This is a genomic window from Blastococcus sp. HT6-30 (assembly GCF_039729015.1).
In the GTDB taxonomy this organism is placed as follows: domain Bacteria; phylum Actinomycetota; class Actinomycetes; order Mycobacteriales; family Geodermatophilaceae; genus Blastococcus.
This window is the reverse complement of record NZ_CP155792.1, coordinates 2486597-2503945: the sequence shown is the minus strand read 5'-3', so window position 1 is coordinate 2503945 and position 17349 is coordinate 2486597. Positions and strand designations below refer to the sequence as shown.

At 73.4% G+C, this 17349-nt stretch carries 18 protein-coding genes; 10 read left to right on the top strand and 8 right to left on the bottom strand.

Annotated elements, in window-relative coordinates; translation table 11 throughout:
* Positions 1 to 41 precede the first annotated feature (41 nt).
* The 3 genes from ABC795_RS12055 (at position 42) to ABC795_RS12045 (ending at position 2764) form a co-directional block, all read left to right on the top strand.
* Positions 42 to 347 carry a hypothetical protein gene (locus ABC795_RS12055; RefSeq protein ID WP_347057430.1) on the top strand — a complete coding sequence of 102 codons (306 nt, stop codon included), beginning with the start codon at positions 42 to 44 and terminating at the stop codon, positions 345 to 347.
* A gap of 183 nt (positions 348 to 530) precedes the next feature.
* Complete coding sequence (locus ABC795_RS12050) at positions 531 to 1691, top strand: acyl-CoA dehydrogenase family protein (RefSeq protein ID WP_347057429.1); 1161 nt, start codon at positions 531 to 533, stop codon at positions 1689 to 1691.
* Positions 1691 to 2764, top strand: a complete 1074-nt coding sequence (locus tag ABC795_RS12045) for an acyl-CoA dehydrogenase family protein (protein ID WP_347057428.1) — start codon at positions 1691 to 1693, stop codon at positions 2762 to 2764. The genes ABC795_RS12050 and ABC795_RS12045 overlap by 1 nt, the downstream gene beginning before the upstream one ends.
* A gap of 48 nt (positions 2765 to 2812) precedes the next feature.
* On the opposite strand, the gene ABC795_RS12040 is transcribed toward ABC795_RS12045, so the two are convergent.
* From ABC795_RS12040 to ABC795_RS12020, 5 genes are all read right to left on the bottom strand, one after another.
* Complete coding sequence (locus ABC795_RS12040) at positions 2813 to 4429, bottom strand: NAD(P)/FAD-dependent oxidoreductase (RefSeq protein ID WP_347057427.1); 1617 nt, start codon at positions 4427 to 4429, stop codon at positions 2813 to 2815.
* Between the two features lie 80 nt (positions 4430 to 4509).
* The gene (locus ABC795_RS12035) at positions 4510 to 5130 is read right to left on the bottom strand and encodes a hypothetical protein (RefSeq protein WP_347057426.1); all 621 of its coding nucleotides are present in this window, start codon (positions 5128 to 5130) and stop codon (positions 4510 to 4512) included.
* Positions 5131 to 5249: 119 nt separating this feature from the next.
* Complete coding sequence (locus ABC795_RS12030; protein ID WP_347057425.1) at positions 5250 to 6851, bottom strand: DUF222 domain-containing protein; 1602 nt, start codon at positions 6849 to 6851, stop codon at positions 5250 to 5252.
* 38 nt (positions 6852 to 6889) lie between these two features.
* The gene (locus tag ABC795_RS12025; RefSeq protein WP_347057424.1) at positions 6890 to 7804 is read right to left on the bottom strand and encodes a hypothetical protein; all 915 of its coding nucleotides are present in this window, start codon (positions 7802 to 7804) and stop codon (positions 6890 to 6892) included.
* The gene (locus ABC795_RS12020; RefSeq protein WP_347057423.1) at positions 7801 to 8376 is read right to left on the bottom strand and encodes a hypothetical protein; all 576 of its coding nucleotides are present in this window, start codon (positions 8374 to 8376) and stop codon (positions 7801 to 7803) included. Before ABC795_RS12020 ends, ABC795_RS12025 begins: the two co-directional genes overlap by 4 nt.
* Before the next feature lie 149 nt (positions 8377 to 8525).
* Here ABC795_RS12020 and ABC795_RS12015 point away from each other — a divergent pair, with 149 nt between their 5' ends.
* Genes ABC795_RS12015 through ABC795_RS12005 form a run of 3 tightly spaced genes read left to right on the top strand, consistent with a single transcriptional unit; the run spans position 8526 to position 12312 of the window.
* A complete protein-coding gene (locus tag ABC795_RS12015) occupies positions 8526 to 10061 on the top strand; it encodes an AMP-binding protein (RefSeq protein ID WP_347057422.1) in 1536 nt (511 codons plus the stop codon).
* A 53-nt stretch (positions 10062 to 10114) separates the two neighbouring features.
* Positions 10115 to 11164, top strand: coding sequence for an LLM class F420-dependent oxidoreductase (locus ABC795_RS12010; protein WP_347057421.1), 1050 nt, complete (start codon positions 10115 to 10117; stop codon positions 11162 to 11164).
* Positions 11161 to 12312 (top strand): acyl-CoA dehydrogenase family protein, encoded by a 1152-nt coding sequence (locus ABC795_RS12005; protein WP_347057420.1) that lies wholly within the window; start codon positions 11161 to 11163, stop codon positions 12310 to 12312. Before ABC795_RS12010 ends, ABC795_RS12005 begins: the two co-directional genes overlap by 4 nt.
* Positions 12313 to 12321: 9 nt before the next feature.
* Here ABC795_RS12005 and ABC795_RS12000 read toward each other — a convergent pair whose 3' ends face one another.
* From ABC795_RS12000 to ABC795_RS11990, 3 genes are read right to left on the bottom strand one after another with little or no spacing between them, the layout of a single operon-like run.
* Positions 12322 to 12756, bottom strand: a complete 435-nt coding sequence (locus ABC795_RS12000) for a hypothetical protein (protein WP_347057419.1) — start codon at positions 12754 to 12756, stop codon at positions 12322 to 12324.
* Positions 12757 to 12805: 49 nt separating this feature from the next.
* On the bottom strand, positions 12806 to 13840 hold the full coding sequence (locus tag ABC795_RS11995) for a glutathione S-transferase C-terminal domain-containing protein (protein WP_347057418.1): 1035 nt from the start codon (positions 13838 to 13840) through the stop codon (positions 12806 to 12808).
* A gap of 42 nt (positions 13841 to 13882) precedes the next feature.
* The gene (locus tag ABC795_RS11990; RefSeq protein ID WP_347057417.1) at positions 13883 to 14302 is read right to left on the bottom strand and encodes a DUF1810 domain-containing protein; all 420 of its coding nucleotides are present in this window, start codon (positions 14300 to 14302) and stop codon (positions 13883 to 13885) included.
* A gap of 54 nt (positions 14303 to 14356) precedes the next feature.
* On the opposite strand from ABC795_RS11990, the gene ABC795_RS11985 reads away from it, so the two are divergent.
* The 4 genes from ABC795_RS11985 (at position 14357) to ABC795_RS11970 (ending at position 17281) form a co-directional block, all read left to right on the top strand.
* A complete protein-coding gene (locus ABC795_RS11985; protein ID WP_347057416.1) occupies positions 14357 to 14503 on the top strand; it encodes a hypothetical protein in 147 nt (48 codons plus the stop codon).
* A 112-nt stretch (positions 14504 to 14615) separates the two neighbouring features.
* On the top strand, positions 14616 to 14978 hold the full coding sequence (locus ABC795_RS11980) for a hypothetical protein (RefSeq protein ID WP_347057415.1): 363 nt from the start codon (positions 14616 to 14618) through the stop codon (positions 14976 to 14978).
* A 119-nt stretch (positions 14979 to 15097) separates the two neighbouring features.
* The gene (locus tag ABC795_RS11975; protein ID WP_347057414.1) at positions 15098 to 16510 is read left to right on the top strand and encodes a DUF4407 domain-containing protein; all 1413 of its coding nucleotides are present in this window, start codon (positions 15098 to 15100) and stop codon (positions 16508 to 16510) included.
* Positions 16511 to 16666: 156 nt separating this feature from the next.
* The gene (locus ABC795_RS11970) at positions 16667 to 17281 is read left to right on the top strand and encodes a hypothetical protein (RefSeq protein WP_347057413.1); all 615 of its coding nucleotides are present in this window, start codon (positions 16667 to 16669) and stop codon (positions 17279 to 17281) included.
* The last annotated feature ends 68 nt before the right edge of the window (positions 17282 to 17349 follow it).

The window sequence follows — 17349 nt, the reverse complement described above, 5'->3', positions numbered from 1 at the left end:
GTTTCGGGTCACCATGGAGCCGACCCCGGCAGGAGGCGGTCATGGACTCGTCGGCTCGTACGAACCCGGTCACCGACGCGATCGACGGCGCGACCGGTGACTGGTCGTTGTCCGGCGACGCGATGCGCTGGTCGCCCGAGCTCGCCGAGCGGGCCCCGGCCACCGGGGAGCTCGGCGGGCTGGAGACCGGCTCCGGGATCGGTGCGGCGATGGGCCTGGACGTGCCGGGGGTGCGCCGGCTGGTGTCGGACGCCCTGACGTCGCTGGGCACGGTGGCCACCGAGGTGGTCACCGAGCTGCGCCAGCTGACCCGCGGACCTGACGCGGAAGACGAGCGCGAGGGCTGAGCCCCAGCCGGCCGCAGGAGCCCGCGGTCGACGTCCACGGGGTGTGGCCGTGGCCGCAGCCGGCCCAGACCTCGACGGCGGCCGCGAGCACGTCGCGGTCCCTGGTCCGCCGGCACCCGGCGGGCGGTGCGGTTCCCCGGCCCTGTACAACCGCAGTGGGCACGACCACACCTGGGGAGTCGCATGAGCAACTCGTTGACACTGGCACCTGCTCCGCGGTCCGAGGCGGCGGAGCAGGTGCGGGCGGAGGTGCGCGAGTTCCTCGCCGCCGAGCTGGCCGCCGGCACGTTCCGCACGCACGTGGACACCTGGCTGTCCGGTGTCGACCCGGAGTTCTCGAAGAAGCTGGGTGAGCGCGGCTGGCTCGGGATGACCTGGCCGAAGAAGTACGGCGGCCACGAGCGCTCGGCGATGGAGCGCTACGCCGTCACCGAGGAGCTGCTCGCCGCGGGCGCCCCGGTGGCCGCGCACTGGATCGCCGACCGGCAGTCCGGGCCGAACCTGCTCACCTACGGCACGGAGAAGCAGCGGCAGGAGATCCTGCCGCGCATCGTCGCGGGGGAGTGCTACTTCGTCATCGGGATGAGCGAGCCGGACTCGGGTTCGGACCTCGCCTCGATCCGCACGAAGGCGACCCGCAACGGCGACGGCGACTGGGTGGTCAACGGCGCGAAGGTGTGGACGTCGAACGCGCACCACTCCCACTACGGGATCGTGCTCGTGCGGACCTCCCCGTCGGACTCGGCGAACCGGCACGCCGGCATGTCGCAGCTGCTGATCGACCTGTCGCTGCCCGGCATCACGATCAACCCGATCCGCATCCTCGACGGCGGGCACCACTTCAACGAGGTCGTGTTCGACGACGTCGTCGTCCCCGGCGACATGCTGCTGGGCGAGGAGGGCAACGGCTGGCACCAGGTGACCGCCGAGCTCGCGTTCGAGCGGTCGGGCCCGGAGCGGTTCCTCTCGACGTACCCGCTGGTCGCCGAGTTCGGCCGCCGGGTCGCCGAGACGGGTGACCCCGCCCAGCTCGCCGTCCTCGGGCGGTTGTCGGCGCGGGTGCTGGCGCTGCGCCAGATGTCGCTGCGCATCGCGGCGGCGCTGGACCGGGGCGAGCTGCCCAACATCCCGGCCGCGCTGGTCAAGGACGTCGGGACGACGTTCGAGGCCGACGTGATCGAGGAGATCCGGAAGGTCGTCGACGTGACGCCGTCGCTGGACTCGCCCGATCCGCTGGCCCGGGCGCTGGCCGAGGCGCAGCTGCACCAGCCGGGCTTCACGCTGCGGGGCGGTACCAACGAGATCCTGCGCGGGATCGTGGCACGAGGGCTGGGGCTGCGCTGATGGCGACCGATCAGGACCTGGTGGTCGAGACCGTCCGGGACATCCTCGGCTCGCACGAGCCGTTCGTGCTGACCGCGGACCGGCGCTGGGACGAGGGGCTGTGGACGGCGCTCGCCGAGGCCGGGCTGACCGGCGTCGGGCTGCCCGAGGAGGCCGGTGGCTCGGGCGGGGAGCTGGCCGACGCGGTGGCGATCGTCCGGACGCTGGCCGCCGGTGCCGCGGCGGTGCCGGTGGCCGAGCAGCTGCTGGTCGCCGGGCCGGCGCTGGTGGCCGCGGACCTCGAGCTGCCCTCGCCCGAGCAGGCGACCACCTTTGCGATCGCCGACTCGGTGACCGTGCACCCGGTCGACGACGGCGACGGCCCCGGCCGGTTCACCCTCTCCGGCACGGTTCCCGACGTCCCCTGGGCGGGGGCGGCGTCGTCCGTCGTCGTCCTGGCGCCGGCACCGGCGGGTCTGGAGGGATCGGTGCTGGCGCTGGTCGACGTCTCGTCGCTGCCGGCGACCGACGCCTTCAACCTGGCCGGCGAGCCGCGCGGGACGCTGGTGCTGGACCAGGTCGGTGCCATCGGCGCGCTGCTCACGCCGGCGCAGGCGGACGAGGTGCGGGCACGCTACGCGCTGGCGCGGGCGGTGCAGCTGGCCGCCGCGCTGGAGCAGGTGCTCGCCTGGACCGTGCAGTACGCCGGCGAGCGCCACCAGTTCGGCCGGCCGCTGGGCAAGTTCCAGGCGATCCAGATGGAGCTGGCCGAGATGGCCGGTGAGGTGACCGCGGTGACGGCGCTGACCGACGCCGCGACCCAGGCGCTCGACCGCGCGGAGAACGTCGTCCTGGCCGCGGCGGCGGCGAAGGTCCGTGCCGGTGCCGCGGTCGAGGTCGTCGCGCGCCTGGCCCACCAGGTGCACGGCGCGATCGGCTTCACCCAGGAGCACAAGCTGCACCACCTCACCCGGCGGCTGTGGTCGTGGCGGGACGAGGCCGGCAGCGAGCTGGTGTGGTCGCGGGTGCTGGCGTCGGGGCTGCTGGCCGACGGGCCGGACGGGCTCTGGCCGGCGCTGACCCGGGTCGGCTGACCGAGTTACCGCCGCACGGTCGGTCGCCCGGCCGTGCGGCGGTGGTCCTCAGCGACGGCTGAGGAGCCGGCGGGACCGCTTGCCGAGCTGCTGCACGGCGAGGTACCCGCTGCCCCCGCCCAGCCCCGGGCCTGGGTGGGTGGAGGCGCCGATGTGCCACAGACCCGGCACGGGGGTGCGGTGGCCGCTGGTGCGTGCCGTGGGCCGCCAGACGAGGAACTGGTCGAGGGTGCAGGCGCCGGAGTAGGGGTCGCCGCCGACCAGGTTCCGGTTCCACGACTCGAGGTCGGCGGGGGAGAGCACCCGGCGGGCCACGAGCGCGGAGTCGAGGTTGGTCACGTGCCGGCCGAGCTGCTCGACGACCCGGTCGGCGTAGCGCTCGCGCAGGTCATCGGTCCAGGTGCCGTCGCCGACGTCGATCGACCCGGCGGCGTCGCCCTGCGGGCGGCCGGGGGTTTCCTGCAGCTGCAGCCACAGCACGCCGGCGCCGTCCGGCACCCGGGTCGGGTCGAGGGCGGCCGGCTGCCCGGCGACGATCGTGGGCCGGGCGGGCAGCAGGTGGCGCTGGGCCTCGTTGACCGAGCGGCTGACGGCGTCCATGCCGTCGGAGACGTGCACGATGGCGGCGCGGGAGAGCCGGTCGCCGTCGTCGGCCCACCGCGCCGGCTCCGACAGCGCCAGGTGGATCTGCATGTCGCCGCGGCCGTACCGGTAGCTGCGGGCGGCGTCGCGCACCTGGTCCGGGACGCTGCCGACGCCGTCGAGCAGGTCCAGGTAGAGCGATTGCGGGGTGACGCTCGCGAACACGGCCTCCCGGGCACCGATCCGTTCGCCGTCGGCCAGCCGGACGCCCCGGGCCCGCCCACCGGTCACCTGGACGGCGACGACCTCGGCGCCGGTGCGGACGGTGCCGCCGGCGTCGGTGATGATCGAGGACAGCGCGTCGACCAGGCGGATCCCGCCACCCTCGGGAACGGGGCAGCCGCCCTGGACGAGGGCCAGCGCGATCACCTTGTTGATGAAGCCGCTGAAGGTGTCGTCGGGACCGAGCCCCTCGTGGCCGACCCACGGGGAGAGCAGGCCGTGCACGGCGGGCGACCGGAAGGTGCCGCTCAGCCAGGACCGTGCGGACTCCAGCCCCTCGGCGCCGAACTGCTGCAGCCCCCTGGGCCCGAGCTGCCAGGCGGCGCGGGCGGCGAGCTTGAGGCCGTCGAGGGAGAGCAGCTCGGTGCCCAGCGCACCGAAGGCGATGCCGGCTCGGCTGCCGAAGTCCTCCAGGAAGGCCCGCCAGGCGTCGCCGTCACCAGGGGAGAGCCGGTCGAAGTCGGCGGCGGTCGCGTCGGCGTCGGTGGACAGTACGGCGGTGGAGCCGTCGCCCAGCACGGCCGCGGCCGGCAGGTCGGTGTTGCGGTAGACGAGGCCCCGGGCGGCCAGGTCGTCCTGCAGCAGCGGGTAGGCGGGGCCGCCCACGAAGAGCGGGTGCCAGCAGGAGAGCAGGTCGGTCGTCCACCCGGGGGCGGGGGTGTCGGTCTCGGTGCGGATGGCGCCACCGAGCCGGGGGTTGCGCTCGTAGACGCCGACGTCCCGGCCGTCCTTGGCCAGCAGCGCGGCGGCGACCAGGCCGTTGATGCCGCTGCCGATGACGACGGCGTCGTGTTCAGCCATGGTGACGGGCTGCCCGGGCGTGGCGGAGGGGAAATCGGCGCGGTGGCTGGGGCGGACGCCCCGGTGCGTGCCGGCGCATGTCAGACCGTCTCCGGCACCTGGAGCCGGGCGACGACCAGCTCGAAGGTGGCGACCTCGACCACCTGGGCGGACATGTGCCGGGTGAACTCCTGGCGCAGCTCGGTGGCGCGGTCCAGCGCCTGGCGCATCGCCTCGCGGCTGTCGTAGGTCACGGTGGTCGTCGCGCGGCCCTCGGCGGGGTCGACGAGCATGCTGACCGAGCAGAAGCCGGGGATGTCCTCCAGCCGCGGGACGATGCTCATGCGGAACGCATCCGTCATCCGCTCCAGCCGTTCGGGTCGGCCACGGGTCCAGGTGACCCGTGCGCAGGCGCCCTCGGGGGCGTGGTGCGAGCGGTGCAGCACGGCGATCGACCAGTCCTCCACGACGGCCGGGCCGCCGAGGATGTCGGCGGCTCGGGCCCGCATCGCCTTCACCTGGTCGGCGCTGTTGTGCAGAGCGGTGCTGTCCTCCCACGCGGTGGTGACGATGCCGCGGCCGGAGTGCCGGTCGGCCAGCATGGAGAGACCGATGAAGCCGTCCATCCCCATGACGGCGGGGAGGACGCGGTCGCGGACGTAGACGACGCCCTTGTCGATGTTGGCCGGAATGCCGGAGGTCGTGGTCGAACGCGCGTACATGCGACGGTTCCTCTCGCGAGCAGGCGAGCCCTGGACGGCGTCGCCGCTCTCCGTACTGTCCTCGCGACGGTCGCGGTTGGGAATGGTTCCGGACGCGCCGGTTCCGCCGAGTTCGAGGTTCAGCAGCGCAGCTGGTCCGGTGGGTGCTCCTCGTCCAGCCACGGCGGATCGGGCTCCGGGTCGTAGCACCAGCCCGGGGGCCGGGTCGCCCGCGAGACACCGCTCGGCGTGCGGACGACGAGCCGGCTGTCGTCCAGCAGATCGAAGCGCCACCCGCGGGCGAAGGTCTTGATCCGGTGGTGGCGCCGGCAGAGACAGCAGAGGTTCCAGCACGCGGTCGGTCCGCCGTCGGCGTGCGCGACTCCGTGGTCGATGTCGCACCGCGCCGCGCGCCGACGACAGCCGGGCATGCGGCAGTGCCGATCGCGGACCCGGACGAAGCGGTTTTGAGACGGAGTCGGTCGGTAGGCGGCCGTGGCAGTCGGTGGGCCGAGGCCGGCACCGGTGTCGAGCCCGGTGCCGGTGCCGGTGTCCGTGCCGGTGCCCGTGCCCGTGCCCGTCCCGGGAGTGGTGCCTCCGCCGGAGTCGTCGCTCGTGGTGGCTTGGGATCTCGTCCGGACCGAGCCGCGGCGCCGGGTCCGCCGACGACGGTTGCCGGCGGCGCGGCGCAGCTCGTTGCGGGTCGCGACTGCGAGGAGCCGGCCCCGGACCGGGTCGCCGATGGCCACCTGCACGGAACCACCGGCGGGCGAGGCACCGACCCCGAGCAGCTCCAATTCGCGGAGCAGCTCCCGGCACTGCGCGGCCGTGACGATCTCACCGGCCACCTCCGCGGCCGGCTGGGACGTCGCGCCCGTCCGATCGGGCTCGTGGAGCGACCGCAACGGTGCATGCACCACGAGCTGGGCGGTTACTGCGGGGCGTGAGGTGTCCCAGGGCCGGAGGATGAGGTCAGCCGCGACGGACGCTCGGATGACGCCGATGGGTCGTCGGTCGCCGTCGGCCCGAAGCATCTGCGCGTACTGGTCGACCGCGTCGGCGCAGGCGGCGGCCTGGTGGATCGGCAGGTCGATGAGGAGCTGGCTCATGCCGTCGCCGGTGGGACGTGTGGTGACGTCGGCACGCCGGGCCGCCTTCTCCCGGCGCCTGTCCAGAGCTTCGGCATCGAGACGGGCCAGAGCCCGACGCACCCGGTGGCGCAGCTGCGGAACGGTGAGCCGGCCGGTGTGGGGCAGGACCCGTTGCTCCACTTCCGCGACGACTGCGGGCTTGGCGGTGCCGAGGAGGTCGACGAGGGCGCGCATCTTGCGCACGTCGATCTCGCCGGCGTAGAGCGCGCTCCACGTGCCGACGAGAAGGGTGGTCAGCAGGATCGACTCAACCGCGAGGGACTCGGCCTCTGCCTCCGTGCAGCCCCGGATCAGGGCCAGCTCGGACACGAACGTTTCGCTGACCTGCGCGAGCACCGGCGATCGCCGCAGCCGGCTGTCGAGCCCCGGGCCGCCGAGCGGGCCGAAGTCGCGGTCACGCTCGATGGAGCGGCGCCGGGCGAGGGCCGCGATCGCCTGGGCGCGCTCGGCGGCGTGGCGGGCCTCGCGTGCGTCAGCGGCCCAGATGTCGGCGACCAGCTCGAGGTCGCTCAGGCCGGGTGCGACGGCGTCCGGCAGCTCCGGGATCGGCACGCCGTCCTCCGGCACACGGGGTGGCTCGCCGACGAACACACCTGCACCGTAGAGCCGACCACCGACAGTTTCGCAGGTCAGTCGTAGGGGTTGGTGAGGACCGTGCGGGCCTGGAGGACGTCGAAGGTGACGGGTGGGCCGCTGGTGGTGGTGGTGCCGGGGACGTCGGCTTCCGCACTGCCGTCGACGCTGAACGTGGCGCCCCAGGTGACGGTGAGGGAAGCGGTGTAGGTGCCGGACCGGTAGGAGTGCTCGATGGTCTGGTCGGGATAGGGCGCGCCGGGGTCGGTGGTGGTGATCGAGCCGGCGGCGTCGCCGGTGTGCCAGGTGAACTGCTCAGCGGTGGCTTCGATGACGACGGTGAAGCCGCGGATGCCGACGGTGAAGGTCTGGGTGGTGGGCGAGTCGGTGTAGAAGATGACGGGGAGACCGGTCAGACCGTCGCCGGGTGGCTGGTGCCGGGTGGTGAGCTCCGGGAGCGGCAGGCGCTGGAAGTAGCTGAACACCTCGCCCGGCGACGGCGGCGGGTTCAGCGGAGTGATGTCGATGCAGCCCTGCCGGTCGGTGTTCCAGTCGCCGACGAGGTCGCCAATGCGTGCGTCGGTAGGCAGCGAACCCTCCGCGACCGCGAGATTGCCGTCTGCGTCCTCGTACACAACGGGTCGAGCTTGAATGACGTAGTACCCGATGACCCGACCCGGTTGTTGGGGGCACTCGCGGAAGTCGGCCGCTGTGCAGGCGCCTCGCGTCTCGTCCGAAATCATGCAGAGAGTGCGGATCCGCCATGCGTACCTCACTTGACGGTCGCCGCCGCCGCTCACCAATGCGCCCACGGCGGCTCCCTCCTGCCAGCCGACGGCTGCAGCGCCGTCATTGAGTCCCGTCGTGGGGCACCTATCAAGGCCGCAGCCGGCTGACACCGCTGGATTGGCCAGCATGAGCGCCAGTGCGAGGGCAAGGGCGGCGATCAGCCGAACGAAGGGAGGCTTCATCCGATAGCGAATCCGGTTACGAGCCAGCCCTGCTGGTCCGGGGACCACGCAAGCCTCATGCCTGATCCCAGATGGGAACCGGTTGGCAGGTTCTCGACCGTGGCGCCGGCCGAATCAACAAGGGCAATCGCCTCCTGTCCGGCGAAGAAGTTGATGACCGCTTCGTCGTCCTCGATGACAGGCGTGCCTAGTGACTCAACGCTGAAGTCGCCGCCTTGAAAGCGGCGACCGGAACCCGCGGCCTCGTCGTAGACGTGGGCGATACGAAGGCATTCCTGACACTCTGGCCCCAGGTCGCGGAGGGCGTCTCCGGACGGAATGGCTCGCTGGCGGTTGAGCAGTTCGATCCAGTAGTGCAAGAAGGCTTCTGCGCCGGCGGCGTCCTTGGTGCGGGCCTCGTCGGGAACCGGGAAGTCGGCCGGCCCGAGTGCGGGCGGGCCCGAGGTCGGAGCGGCCTCGGTGGTCGGCAGGGTGGTGCTGGCCTCCTGCTTCTCCGCGCACCCGGTCAGCACCGCAGAACCGAGAAGCACCGCGACCGTCGTCCGGACCAGGCTCCCGCGGAGATCACGCACAGCGGGAGACTACGCAGGGTGCGGGCGAATCCGGTTCCGTAACTGTGGACAACCGGCCATGTGCCGCCGGATCGGGTGACGGCCCCCTCGGAGGAGACCTGGCTCACCGGCGCACAATCCGAGCGTCGGACGACCGGACGGGGGGACGCATGAGCACGGGCAACGCGGCGGTGGGGGAGCACCCCTTCGACAGCAGCGGCATCGAGGTCGGCGCGGACGGCATCCGCCGCTACACCGGCCTCCCCGTCAACCTCGTCCGTGTCCTGCAGGCCCAGGCGGCGGCGCGCGCAGACCGCACCGCCATCGTCGAGCTCGGCGGCGGCGAGCTCACCTACGGCCAGTTGTGGGAGCGGGCGCGGCGCGTCGCCGGCGGTCTCCGGGCCGCCGGCATCGCCACCGGCGACCGGGTCGCCGTCCAGCTGCCCAACGGCCTCGACTGGGTGCTCGCCTTCTGGGGCGCCCAGCTCGCCGGCGCCGTCGTCGTGCCCATGAACACCCGCCTGGCCCCGGCCGAGGCGGACTTCATCCTCGCCGACTGCGGCGCCGCCCACGTCGTCCGCCCCGGTGAGCCGCTGCCCGACGGCGAGCCCGGGGAGCTCCCCGACCCGGCGCACACCGACGTCGCCGCGCTCTTCTATACGAGCGGCACGACCGGCCGCCCCAAGGGCGCCATGACCACGCACGAGAACTTCCTCAGCAACATCGAGTCGGTTCTCCGCTGCCGCGAGCTCAGCCGCGACCCGGAGGTGTCCCACGCCACGCTGATCTCGGTGCCGCTCTTCCACGTCACCGGCTGCAACTCGCAGTTCCTCACCCAGATCGCCCTCGGCGGCACCTCGGTGCTCATGCCCCGCTTCGACGCCACCGCGTTCCTGGCCGCCATCCCGGAGCACGGCATCACGCTGCTCACCAGCGTCCCGACCATCTACGAGCTGGTGCTGCGCCACCCGGCGCTGCCCACCACCGACGTCTCCACCGTGCGCACCCTCAGCTACGGCGGCGCGCCGATCGCCCCGGAGCTGGTGCACCGGCTGCGGACGGCGTTCCCGAACGCCCGGCTCGGCAACGGCTTCGGCCTCAGCGAGACCTCGGCCCTGGCCACCTTCCTCCCGCACGAGTACGCCGAGACCCACGCCGACGCCGTCGGGTTCCCGACGCCGGTGAACGAGGTCCGCCTCGACGGGCCGGACCCGGAAACGGGAGTGGGGGAGCTGCTGGTGCGCGGCCCCAACGTCGTCGCCGGGTACTGGGGCGACCCGGTGCGGACGGCGGAGACCTTCGTCGACGGCTGGCTGCACACCGGTGACCTCGCGACGATCACCGACGGCATCGTGCGGATCGTCGACCGCGCCAAGGACATGATCAACCGCGGCGGCGAGAACGTGTACAGCGTCGAGGTGGAGAACGCCCTCGCCGAGCACCCCGACGTCCTGGAGGTCGCCGTCGTCGGCGTTCCCGACCCGGTGATGGGGGAGAAGGTCGGCGCCGTCGTCCTGCCGAGGCCGGGCACGGACGCCGGTCAGCTGGTCGCGGACCTGTCCTCCTTCGCCCGCGAGCGGTTGGCCGACTTCAAGTGCCCGCAGTTCGTGCGGGTCCTCGACGGTCCGCTGCCGCGCAACGCAGGCGGCAAGGTGCTGAAGACGCCGCTGCGCGAGTCCGAGGGCTGGGCCGCCGTCCCGCGGTAGCGCTGCCTCGCCTACCTTGCGGGTGACCCGCTTTCCCGGCGACAGGAGCACCCGTGCGCATCGGCATGCCCATCTCCTACAGCGGGGGGTTCGACCGGACCACCGCCGTCATCGCCGAGTACGAGGCCGTGGGCCTCGACGTCGTCTACGTGGCGGAGGCCTACTCGTTCGACTCCGTCAGCCAGCTCGGCTACCTGGCCGCGCGCACGAGCGCACTGGAGATCGCCTCCGGCATCCTCAACATCTACTCGCGCACCCCCGCACTGTTGGCGATGACCGCCGCCGGTCTCGACTTCGTCTCCGGCGGCCGCTTCACCCTCGGCATCGGGGCGTCGGGCCCGCAGGTGGTGGAGGGCTTCCACGGCGTTCCGTACACCGCTCCGCTGGCGATGACCCGGGAGGTCGTCGACGTGTGCCGCGCCGTCTGGCGGCGCGAGCGGCTGGACCACCACGGCAGGTACGTCGACGTGCCGCTCACCCCCGAGCGCGGCGGCAGCGGGCTGGGCAAGCCGCTCAAGCTCATCAACCAGCCAGTGCGGCCCCGGATCCCCATGGTGCTCGCCGCGATCGGCCCGAAGAACGTGGCGCTGGCCGCCGAGCTCTTCGAGGGCTGGCAGCCGGCCTTCTTCCTGCCCGAGGGCAGTGCGACAGCGTTCGGCTCCGCCCTGGCCGAGGGAAGAGCGCGACGGGACGCCGACCTCGGACCGCTGCAGATCGTCGCCGACACCCAGCTGCTGATCAGCGAGGACGCCGACGAGCAGGCCGTCGCGCTGCAGCGGGTGCGGGCGCAGCTGGCGCTCTACGTCGGTGGCATGGGCGCCCGCGGCAGGAACTTCTACAACGACCTCGCCGGCCGCTACGGGTACGCCGAGCAGGCCGCCACGGTGCAGGACCTCTACCTGGCCGGCCGCAAAGACGAGGCCGCCGCCGCGCTGCCGGAGGAGTTCGTGCGGGGCATCTCGCTGGTCGGCCCGCGCGGGTACGTCGCCGAGCGGGTCGCCGCCTTCGCCGACGCCGGCGTCACCACGCTCAACGCCTCCCCGCTGGCCGCCGACCACGCGCAGCGGCTGCGCTCGATCGAGCAGCTAAAGGCGATGGCGTGACCGCGCTGCCGGAGCACGAGCGGGAGATGGTCGCGCTCACCGCGGACTTCGTCGACCGGCGGGTGCGTCCGCGCGTCGCCGAGTTCGAGGAGGCCGACCACTATCCCGAGGACTTCATCGAGGAGATGAAGCGGCTGGGCTTCTTCGGCCTGCTGGTGCCCGAGGAGCACGGCGGCAGCGCGGTCAGCACCGCCTGCTTCGCGCGGGTGACCGAGGAGCTCGCCCGCGGGTGGATGAGCCTCGCCGGGGCGATCGGCGGCCACTCGGTGATCGCCTACCTGCTGGCCACCGTCGGCACCCCGGAGCAGCGCCAGCGCTACCTGCCCCGGATGGCCGACGGCGGGCTGCGCGCCACCATGGCGCTGACCGAGCCCGGCGGCGGCAGCGACCTGCAGGCGATGCGCACGCACGCCGACCGGGTGGGCGACGAGTACGAGATCTCCGGCAGCAAGACGTGGATCTCCAACGCCCAGCACGCGCACCTGTTCGGGCTGCTGTGCCGCACCGACCGCGACGCCGTGCCGGCGCACAGCGGGATGAGCGTGCTGCTCGTCGAGCCCGGTCCGGGGCTGACGGTCTCGGAGAAGATCCCCAAGCTGGGCTACCGCGGCATCGAGGCCTGCGAGCTCACCTTCGACGCCATGCGGGTTCCGGCCGCGAATGTCCTCGGCGGCGAGCCCGGCCGGGGCTGGGCGCAGATGATGCGCGGCCTGGAGGTCGGCCGGATCCAGGTCGCCGCGCGGGCGGTCGGGGTCGCCCAGGCGGCGCTCGCCGCGGCGACCCGCTACGCCCAGGAGCGGGAGTCCTTCGGCACGCCGATCTGGAAGCACCAGTCGGTGGGCAACCTGCTCGCCGACATGGCCACGAAGGTCCAGGCCGCCCGGCTGCTCACCGCGGACGCAGCCGAGAAGCTCGATGGCGGCGTGCGGGCCGACCTGGAGGCCGGGATGGCGAAGCTGTTCGCCTCCGAGACCGCGATGCAGGTGGCGCTGGACGCGATGCGGGTGCACGGCGGATACGGCTACTCGAAGGAGTTCGACGTCGAGCGGTACTTCCGCGACGCGCCGCTGATGATCCTCGGCGAGGGGACGAACGAGATCCAGCGCAACGTCATCGCCGCCCAGTGGATCGCCCGCCACCGCATCTGATCCGCGCGCTCAGCGGCTGCGGACCGGTGGTGCCCCGACCAGGGGCACCACGGTTCCCGACGCCGCGACGTGCAGGCTCCAGGTGCCGGCCACCGGGTCGTCGTCCAGCACCGACCGCAGCGCCTCGGCCCAGGCGTCGTCGTCCGCGGTGACCTGCGGCGCGCCGGGCCGGCACAGCGCCAGGGCCAGGTGACCGGCTCCGCCGAGCTGGTCGCCGAGGACCGACCTGTGCACCTCACGCAGCCCGACCAGCAGCGCGGGGTCGGGTGCGAGCGGCAGGTCGTCGACGGGGACCACCACCGGCAGCTGACGGCCGTCGGTGGCGAACCAGGTCAGCCACAGACTGCGGGTGCCGAACTCGGCGGAGCCGAGCACGGCGGACCAGCAGTCGGTGAGGTCGTCGGCGGAGCGGACACGGGCGTCGGCGAGCGGGGGCGTCGTCATGCCCGTCACCGTGTCAGGTCCCGGGCCGCGGATCCGGGTTGTCCACAGGTCAGCGGTGGCCGATGCCGCCGGGGCCGTGGTCGGCGGGGACCTCCTCGCCGGGGGCGACCGGCCCGGGCGGGGTGCCGTCGCCGAACGGCCGGTCGCCGAGCTGCTCGCGATTGTGCGGCATCAGCCAGCCAGAGGTGTCGGGGCCCTGCGGGATGATCTGCGTCGGGTTGATGTCGGCGTGCACGACGTAGTAGTGCTCCTTGATCTGCGGGAAGTCGATCGTGTCGCCGAACCCCGGGGTCTGGAACAGGTCACGCGCGTAGGCCCACAGCACCGGCATCTCGCTCAGCTTCTGCCGGTTGCACTTGAAGTGGCCGTGGTAGACGGTGTCGAACCGCGCCAGCGTCGTGAACAGCCGGACGTCGGCCTCGGTGATCTGCCCGCCCATCAGGAAGCGCCGGTTCTCCAGGCGCTCGCTGAGCCAGTCCAGCGCGGTGAACAGCCGGTCGTAGGCCTTGTCGTAGGCCCGCTGCGAGCCGGAGAACCCGCAGCGGTACACGCCGTTGTTGATTTCGGTGTAGATCCGCTCCATGACCTCGTCCATCTCGTCCCGCAGTGGCTCGGGGTAGAGGTCGGGGGCGCCCTCGCGGTGGTGGGCGGTCCACTGGGTGGAGAAGTCCAGCGTCATCTGCGGGAAGTCGTTGGTGACGACGGCGCCGCTCGGCACGTCGACCATCGCGGGCACCGTGATGCCGCGCGGGTACTCCGGGTCGCGGGCGAGAAAGGCCTCCTGCAGCCGCTCGTAGCCCAGCACCGGGTCCCGGCCGCCCGGATCGAGGTCGAAGGTCCAGCTGCGCTCGTCGTGGGTGGGGCCGCACATGCCCATCGAGATGACCGGCTCCAGCCCGAGCAGCCGCCGCACGATGACTGCGCGGTTGGCCCACGGGCAGGCCCGGGCGACGACCAGCCGGTAGCGCCCGGGCTCCACGGGCCAGCGGCCGGAGCCGTCGCTGGTGATGCGGTCGGAGATGTACTGGGAGTCGCGCGAGTACTCCGCCTCGACGTAGCCGGAGCCGCTCTTGGTCTCGGTCACCGGTGGTGCCTGCCCGGTGCGGCACCGGCTCACACGCCCGCGTCAGAGGCGGCTGGTGGTCGCCTCGTCCTCGGCGCCCCCGAAGTAGTGGTCGAGGACCTCGCGGAACACCGGCTGGTCGGGCGCGGCGTGCGCGAAGAGCGTCATCGACGAGCGCAGTTTCTGGGCGTCGACCGACCCCATGACCCGTACCGGGTCCTCGGTGTCGAGCGCGGTGAGCGCCCGGGCGCACTCGACCAGCCGGCGGCCCAGTACCGGGTGCGCCAGGTAGGCCCGGGCCTCCGCGAGCCCGGAGAGCGCGAACCGCTGCGCCATGCCGCTGCGGCCGAGCCCGGCGATCTGCGGGAAGACGAACCACATCCAGTGCGTGCGCTTCTCGCCGGCGCGCAGCTCGGCCAGCGCCTGGTCGTAGGTGTGGGCCTGCGCGTCGACGAACCGGCGCAGGTCGAAGGGATCGCTCACCCCCGCTCCTTGCCCCGGTCGATGACTTCCACACGGCGGGGCGGTCCGAGTGGCATGGAGACGACGACCGTGGCCCTGGGCCCGACGACCGCGGAGCCGGCGCCGGTCGTCGCCGGCGCCCCGGTGTTCGACCGGTTGCTCGGCCGGACCGGGCGGGAGCCGGGGTGGACGGCGGCGGCCAGGAGTGGCGCCGCTCGCTGAGCCGGGCCGCGGCCGCGTACATGTCGAAGCCGTGTCATCTGCCGCCGTCGGCCCGGCCCTCCCCGCCGTGCGGGCATCGATGGGGCTAGCACACACCCGTCGAGGAGGAGACATGCGCAGGAGCACACGGATCGTCGCCGGCGCCGTGCTGGCCGCAGGCCTGGGGCTCAGCGGCTGCGGCGGCGACGACGAGGTCGACGTCAACGAGGGCGGCGTCCCCGCCGTCTTCGAGGACGAGGAGGTCGGCAGCCCCGACCCCGTCGACGGCGGCGAGGAGGACGCCGACGGCGTCGACCGCGGCACCGGCGGCATCGACCAGGACGACAACACAGTCCTCGACGACGGAACGGAGGACCAGGGCGCCGGCGGCAGCGACGAGGACGAGAACACCCGCCTGGAGGACAACACCGAGGACCGGGGCGCCGGCAGCGTGGACGGTGGCTCCGGCGGCGACGGCACCGGCGACGTCGGCTGACCCCCGACACCCCGGGCGCCGGTAGCGAGATCGGTCACGGTGCCGGTGCCCTCCCGGGCCTGCCGATAAGGGGTGGTGGGTGGCGGTCCTCCAGATCCCCGCCGCCCGGGGGGCACTGCATGAGCGAGCGACGACGCGGCTGGATCGGCGACGGACTGGCCGTCCTGGCCGGCGCACGTCCGGACGTGCTGGCGGCCGCGCCCGGGGCACGTCCCCGGTTCGTGGCGCTGGGTGGCGTGCTGCTGAGCACCGGTGCGCTGGCCGCGGTGTCGGCCGCGTTCGCCGTCGCGATGGCGCTGGGCGTGTGGTGGCCGCTGGCCCTGCTCGTCGGCCTGGGCTGGGGCGCGGTCGTGGTCAACCTCGACCGGATGCTGCTGGTCGGGATGGCGCACGACGCGTCGCTGAAGCGGAACCTGGCGATGGCCGTGCCCCGCGTCGGTCTCGCGCTGGTGCTCGGCGTCGTCGTCGCGACGCCGCTGACCCTGCAGGTGTTCCACAAGGAGATCGACGCGGAGATCGTGTCGATGCAGGCCGAGGCCGCCGACGCGCACCGGCAGAGCCTGGAGGCCGACACCCGGTTCGCCGGGCTTCCCGCGCTGGAGGAGCGGATCGCCGCGCAGGAGGCGATCGTCGCCAGCGGGGGAGCGGCCGACGCCGGCCTCGCCGTGGTGCGCGGCACGGCGGCCGAGAAGCAGACGGCGCTCGACGCGGCGACGGCGCTGTCGCGGGAGCTCGACGCGAAGGCCCAGTGCGAGCTCGACGGCACCTGCGGCACCGGTGACGCCGGCACGGGGCAGGCCTACCTGCAGGCCCGCGCCGCGGCCGACGCGCAGGAGGCGGTGGTCGACGCGACGCGTGGGGAGCTGGATGCCGCCGTCGCCGCAGTGACCGCGGCCGAGGGGCGCAGCGCCGCGCTGGCCGAGGGCTCCCTGGACCGCGACCGCGAGGAGCTCACCCGGCTGACTGCGGAGCTCGACCGGCTGCAGGCCGCCTTCGACGCCCAGAACGAGGGCTCGGGCGGCATCCTGCTGCGGCTGGAGGCGCTGGACCGGTTGGGCGACAGCAACGGCACCCTCGCCGCCGCGCAGTTCATGCTCTCGCTGCTGTTCATGTGCGTCGAGGTGCTGCCGGTGCTGATGAAGCTGCTGCTGAACTTCAGCCCGCCCACCGCCTACGACCGGCTGGCCGCGCTGCGCGACTCCGGCGACGTCGACCTCGAGGAGATGGCGCAGGAGTCGCGGCGGACGGTGGCGCAGGCGAAGGAGGAGCTGCTGGTGCTCGCCGAGAAGGAGCGCGTCGACCGGCAGAAGGAGGCGATCCTCACGCGGCGCCGGGCGGCGCTGGCCGAGGTCGCGGCCCGGGCGGAACGCGAGCGGCAGGTCGAGCAGTCCCCGGCCGAGCCGGCCGTCGTCGAGGAGCCGCGGCAGATGTGGGACACCGGCCCGATCCGCGAGCTGGCCCGCAGCGCCGCCGTCCGCACGGTGCGCTCGGTCCGCCGGCGCCCCGCCGACCGGACGCCGACGACGGTCTGATCCCGGCTGGGATCTGCTCGAACTCCGGTGCCGCAGCGCTGCCGGACGGCTCGGCGGTGGGAAGATCGAAGGAGGAAGCCGGGCGGCTCTGGCCGCCCGGCTTCCTGCTGCCTGGGGCCGCTGAAGTTCCGCCTACCGGAGGTCGACGTCTTCCCCATGCGGATCAGCCGGATGGCCCCCGAGGTGGCCACCCCGCGGATGGTCGCCCGGACCGCCGGGCTGCTCACCGCCACCGGGGGTCTAGCTGCCGTCGCCCTGGTGCTCGGCACGCCGGGCGGCCTCCGGGACATGCACCCGGCGGTCGTCGGCATGGGGCCGGTCACCGCGCTGGTCGGTCTGGCCGTGATGCTGTGGGGCTCCCGGGTGCCGCGGATCTTCTTCCAGGTGCTGCTGGTCGTCGGCGCCGTCGGCATCGGCCTGGTCGCGTTGGCCTCGCCCAGCGCGCACGGCGCGGTGGCGGTGCTGGCGCTGATGACGTGCGCGTCGATGGAGGCGTTCCTGTTCTTCCCGCTGCTGTGGGCGCTCGGGTTCCTCACCGAGCTGCTGGTCATCGGGGCGGTCGTCGTCGTTCCGCGCGGCGACGTCGCCGTCGGGCCGGCGCTCGTCCTGGGGCTGCTCGTCGTCGGTTCGGCCGGAGCGGTCGGTGTCCTCGCGCGGCGGGTGGCCAGCGCGGCCGGGCCTGCGCCGAGGGCCTGCGGGCGGCGCTGCCGGAGATCGGCACGTCGGTGGGCGTGGCCCAGTTCGAGCCGAGCGGCTCACCGGCCGACCTGATGCGGCGGGCCGACGCCGCGCTGTACCGGGTGAAGAGCTTCGGTCGCGGGCGCAGCGAGCTCGACGTC